Raw genomic sequence first — 344 nt, 5'->3', positions numbered from 1 at the left:
TGCTCATAGTTTGTCCTGTTGTCCAGTGTTGTTATGTCAGGTTGTGGCAACTGATCCTGTGTATCCATAACATCTGTTAGCTGAGTACTTTCCTCCGGCTCGCTCTGGCAATAGCTGACAACAGGCTGATTAAAAATATCCAGGAGTTCCTGCCAGCAGGCAGGCCAGTTGATCCCGGTTTCAAAGTCCATAGCCTCCATCACTCTCGCTGCTTCCGCCAGATAAGGCTGATTGAGTTTTATCGCCAAAGTCATGGTCTGAACCGCGTTCAGAGGAAAAATCTGCTCTGCACGAACACCCGTGTTGCCGTAGTCTCGTGTAAACCAGCACTGTTGCCAGAGGCG

Annotated in this window: 1 protein-coding gene; it reads right to left on the bottom strand. The window is 50.0% G+C overall.

The genetic code is table 11. The features are described from left to right. On the bottom strand, window positions 1-344 hold a 344-nt coding region (locus E1189_RS22130; RefSeq protein WP_196220818.1), incomplete at both ends, for a hypothetical protein.

This window comes from Parendozoicomonas verongulae (assembly GCF_009711465.1).
Lineage (GTDB): Bacteria > Pseudomonadota > Gammaproteobacteria > Pseudomonadales > Endozoicomonadaceae > Sansalvadorimonas > Sansalvadorimonas verongulae.
Note: the sequence above shows the minus strand (reverse complement) of the source record. Positions and strands in the feature narration are given on the sequence as shown.